Annotated in this window: 5 protein-coding genes; 1 reads left to right on the forward strand and 4 read right to left on the reverse strand. The window is 38.5% G+C overall.

Annotation, left to right across the window (positions count from 1 at the left end; all coding sequences use genetic code 11):
* Positions 1-31 precede the first annotated feature (31 nt).
* Positions 32-1288 carry a Y-family DNA polymerase gene (locus tag K6D58_RS11555; RefSeq protein ID WP_296830819.1) on the reverse strand — a complete coding sequence of 419 codons (1257 nt, stop codon included), beginning with the start codon at positions 1286-1288 and terminating at the stop codon, positions 32-34.
* Positions 1285-1590, reverse strand: coding sequence for a S24 family peptidase (locus K6D58_RS11560; protein WP_296830821.1), 306 nt, complete (start codon positions 1588-1590; stop codon positions 1285-1287). The genes K6D58_RS11555 and K6D58_RS11560 overlap by 4 nt, the downstream gene beginning before the upstream one ends.
* Positions 1591-1701: 111 nt before the next feature.
* On the opposite strand from K6D58_RS11560, the gene K6D58_RS11565 reads away from it, so the two are divergent.
* Positions 1702-2331 (forward strand): XRE family transcriptional regulator, encoded by a 630-nt coding sequence (locus tag K6D58_RS11565; protein ID WP_296830822.1) that lies wholly within the window; start codon positions 1702-1704, stop codon positions 2329-2331.
* 18 nt (positions 2332-2349) lie between these two features.
* Here the strand turns inward: K6D58_RS11565 and K6D58_RS11570 are convergent, their stop codons facing one another.
* Positions 2350-3030: a YkgJ family cysteine cluster protein gene (locus K6D58_RS11570; protein WP_296830825.1), complete on the reverse strand. Its 681-nt coding sequence runs from the start codon at positions 3028-3030 to the stop codon at positions 2350-2352.
* Between the two features lie 117 nt (positions 3031-3147).
* Positions 3148-4290 carry a GGDEF domain-containing protein gene (locus K6D58_RS11575; RefSeq protein WP_296830827.1) on the reverse strand — a complete coding sequence of 381 codons (1143 nt, stop codon included), beginning with the start codon at positions 4288-4290 and terminating at the stop codon, positions 3148-3150.
* Positions 4291-4322: the final 32 nt, after the last annotated feature.

The raw sequence follows: 4322 nt of genomic DNA on the forward strand, positions 1-4322 counted from the left end.
TGGCGAATCTAGAGTCTGGTGAATCTAAGGTCTAGTGAATCTTTGGAAAATCAGAGTACCTTGTAGTCCAGCAGGGACTTAAAAAATCTCTTTTCATCTGCCAGCCGTCTGCTTCTGCTCCTTTTGCAAGAGTAAGGCTTCCCCGTCCGTAGGTTTCTGCAATCTTATCCAGGGACAGCATGAAGTTTCTTTTTTTTATGTCCTCCCTGGGAGAAGTCCACAGTTCACCCTGAAAAGCTTCCGGAAGAATATCCATTAGAGTTACCATAATGGTTTTATAGCCGTAGCCCTGCCTGAAAATACAGGGGAGTATTTTTCTTGCAGCCCTTACTATGTCCGGTGTATAGCTTGTCATTCTCTCAAGTTTTATGTAAGCACCGTTTGAATACTGTTCCTCCTGATTCTGATTGTAATAGTTACATGTAGAAATATATATGTGTACGCTTCCACATTCACATTTCTGCAGCCTTAGTCTTTCTACCGCAAGTTCCGTATACTGAACCAGGGCACATTCCATAACTTTAATGTCATAAACTTTTACGGAAAACTGCCGGCTTGATGTTATTACATCCTTCTTTGTTCTGGTTACCTTGTCTATACATGAGATTCCATTAAGTTCCTGTACTGTTGCAAAGCCTTGTATGGAAAGAAGTTTTTTTGCATCAAAAAGATTCATCTCCTTTAGCATAAGAGCATTTTTTATTCCGTGCTGCTTCAAAAGAGCTGCCCTTGCATGTCCTATACCCCATATAGTTTCGCAGTCTGTAGAAGCGAGAAGGGAATCTGCCTTATCTTTTTCGTAGACAAAAACTCCGCCGTGTTCCTTTGCTTTTTTATTGTAAAGTTTTGCCAGTGTTTTTGAAGGTGCTGCTCCAACACAAATGGGCATACCTACTTCTTTATAAATCCTCCTTTTTAATTCATGTCCTATCTGATACCAGTCCCTGACAGAAAAATTACAGCCTTTAAAGAATAAAAAAGATTCGTCTATTGAATATTCTTCAATGTCAGGAGCATATTCCATATATATGGAAGTAATTCTTCTGCTTATATCAGCATAGAGGGTATAGTTGCTTGAAAAAACCGTAATCCCTTTCTGCCGGCAGACTTCCCTTACTTCAAAATAGGGATCTCCTCTTTTTATTCCGCAGGCCTTTGCCTCCCTGTTCAGGGCTATAATTACGCCGTCATTGTTTGAAAGAACAGCTACCGGCTTGTTCCTTAAATCCGGACGGAATATCTGTTCACAGGAAGCATAGAAACTGTTTCCATCTGCATGAAGTATCATTGTTCCTTTACCGTATGAATTACATGAACTACAGCTCCTGTAACCACAGCTTCTGTTTTTATCCTTCCGGCCCGGCCTATTACAAACTGCCCCTGACTTTCGTAGACTACCAGGGTACCTGCCTTTATCCTCCTGGACCGGTCTATGATAAGAAGGTCTCCGTTAAAGATGCACATACTGCTGTAGCGGTCCGTATCTACGGTCATAAAAATCGTAGCAGAGGGATGCTTTACGTAAAGGCTGTTGAGGTCAAATCTGTTGTCTTCATATCCCTGAGCCGGGCTTGGAAATCCTGTAATCATTTTATGACTTAATAATACATTCGGAATAGTTTAAAGTCAAGAAAAATAATCAAATGGAATAGTATATTTTACTTTTATGGAAAATATGTTATACTTTAGGTGAGGTATTAAATGGAAGCAGCAGACTTTTGGAAGAAAATAAAGGAAAAACTCTCTCAAAAAGGAAAGACTCAGGAATGGCTTTGTAAAGAAACAGGCATGGACCTTCAGTCTATGAGGAACAGAATATATAAAAACCGCTTTCCTTCTATAGAAGAGACCCTTAAAATGCTTTCTGTTTTTAATACCAGTGCAGAAGCTTTTTTTGGAATGACGGAAGAGAGTCTGGATGATTTATTAAAAAAAGATGTCATGCTTATTCCTGTAATGGAACAGGCTTTTTCTGCAGGCCGTGGACAGTTTGTTCCGGATACAGAAGAGGTAAAGGATTATATAGCTGTTCCAGGTGAATTGCGCAGGTATGGTTCAAGATTTGCAGCTTCAAGGGTAAAGGGGGATTCCATGGAGCCAACTCTTTTTGACGGAGACATAATTATCTGCGATGTAAACGGTTATGATGGTACTGATGGAATTTATGCAATTATCTACAAGGGAAATGGATTTGTAAAAAGACTTCAGTGTACAAACGAAGGGGTAAGGATAATTTCTGACAACCGTCACTATGAAGCTATGTTTGAAAATGCAGAAAGCGAAGATTTCCGTGTTATAGGAAAAGTCCGCTCCGTCATGCACAATCTGTAAAAATACAGCTGTAAGCTCTTAAGCTGCCACAGGAGATGGTGTACCGTTGGGATTGTCGTTTCCATTGTCATTCATACTGATAAGCCATAAAAGCCAGCGGATTTTCTGAGGCAGTATCTGATGAATTAAAAGCCCCGGGCCGGATGATTCACTTACAGCTTCTTCTGTCATATCGCTAATAAGGGGTGGAAGGGCTCCAAGTACTTTAATGGTTTCTTCTGAGGAGTACTGACGTTTTTGCAGAGGCGGTTTGTGAAGGGCAAGTTTGTCTTCCGGATAGAACTTACATGGACGCCAGATACTGTCTCCATTTCTTGAAGAATAACTTGAGGCTCCAAAGAGACGGCATATAAAAGCTCTTCCTCCGTAAATTGAACAGTGAAAGGGTGATTCAGAATTAAAAAAGGGGCAGGTTCCATCATTATAATTAAAGGGAAAGTTATTGTCTGCAATTTTTAATGCCAGGGAATTCTGGTTTTCTAAAAGCCAGGCAGCCATGTAAAGGGCTTCTCCTTCGTGGATATCAGGTTCAAAACCCCTGCAGCAGCTGCCGCATCCTTGTGGGCAGGTAAAGTTTGTTTTTTTATACCATTCAGCCTGTTCTTCATAAATATGTAGGTATACCTTTTCCATCTGAATAAGAACTTCACAGGCAGAAGTTCCCTCTAGTTTTTCCAAAACGCCGGATATTTGACTCATGATTTTTTCCGCCTGAAAAAGGAGGATAGCTTAATGAATTAAAAAATGCAAGCAGGATTACAGTAGAATGGGATTTGCAGACCATCTTCCTGCCACTGGTAAGAGGATAAAAAAGTCTTAACTTACAACCCTTTGCTTTTTTGCTTCGTAAAGTTTTTTATCAGCTTCGGCAATAAAATCCTGAATGGACTTCATGTTTTTATTGTAGAGGGCATACCCTATGCTGAAAGATAAATCGTAGGCTACCTTTTCTTTTTTACAGATGTAAGCAAGTTCATTCTTCATTTTCTGACAGTAGGATTCAAGAGAATTTTTATCCTTGATTTCTGCAATGACAATAAATTCGTCTCCACCATATCTGCCAATAAAATTCTGTCCGTCTTTTTTAAAAGTTTTTAATGCCTTTGCACAGCGGACAAGGGCAGCATCACCTTCAACATGGCCGTAAGTATCATTTATCTTTTTAAATTTATTTACGTCCAGCATAAAGACGTAAAGATTTTCGTTTTCATTTTCGTTTCTGATTTTATTACCCAGATATTTCATCAGCTGATTTCTGTTATTAAGGCCTGTAAGGGTATCAACTGAAATCAAAAGATTCTGCAGGTCTATATAAACAAAAAGGAAGGCAAGGGAAATACCAATACTTACTGTTGGAATTTCTGGAAAAATAATCTGTATGATTCCGATTGTAAGTGGGAATAAAAGGAACATGGAAAGAATCTTGTATTCAAGCTGCTTAAGATAAACTTTTGTTTCCAGAGATCTTTTAAGGGCATGAAGGGATGTAACAAGAGTAAAGCTGTGGCAGAGAACTGTGTGAACTATAACAAATTTTCCCCTGTGGTAGACATTATTTTCATCTATGTAGAAAAAGAAGCCGTTAAAGTAGGATGCTATAACTCCAAGAATAACAATCAATACGGGAAGATTTGCTGCAATTCTGTAACCGGATTTTTTTAATGCTTTTGATTCAAGGGCAGTTTCTACATAATTCAACCAGAAATATCCCATTAATATAGAAGAAATATAATAAACTGCATTTGTAAAGAAATTAATTATTCGTGGTTCTCTGATAATATTGCCTTCAAGAAGGGCCCAGTTAATTTCTGATAAGAAAGAAACAACACCCATTATGAGAGCCTTAATGTAGTAGCGCTGTTTTGTCTGTCTGTCATAATTCTTAAAAAGACTGTAAAGTATGATTCCTAAAATAAAGCAGCAGAAAGTGTCTATTTCAATTATCCAGACGTAATCCATTGTAAAAACTCCATTAGATTAAGAAGACTCTG

It is taken from the genome of Treponema sp., assembly GCF_024696245.1.
Classification (GTDB): Bacteria; Spirochaetota; Spirochaetia; order Treponematales; family Treponemataceae; genus Treponema_D.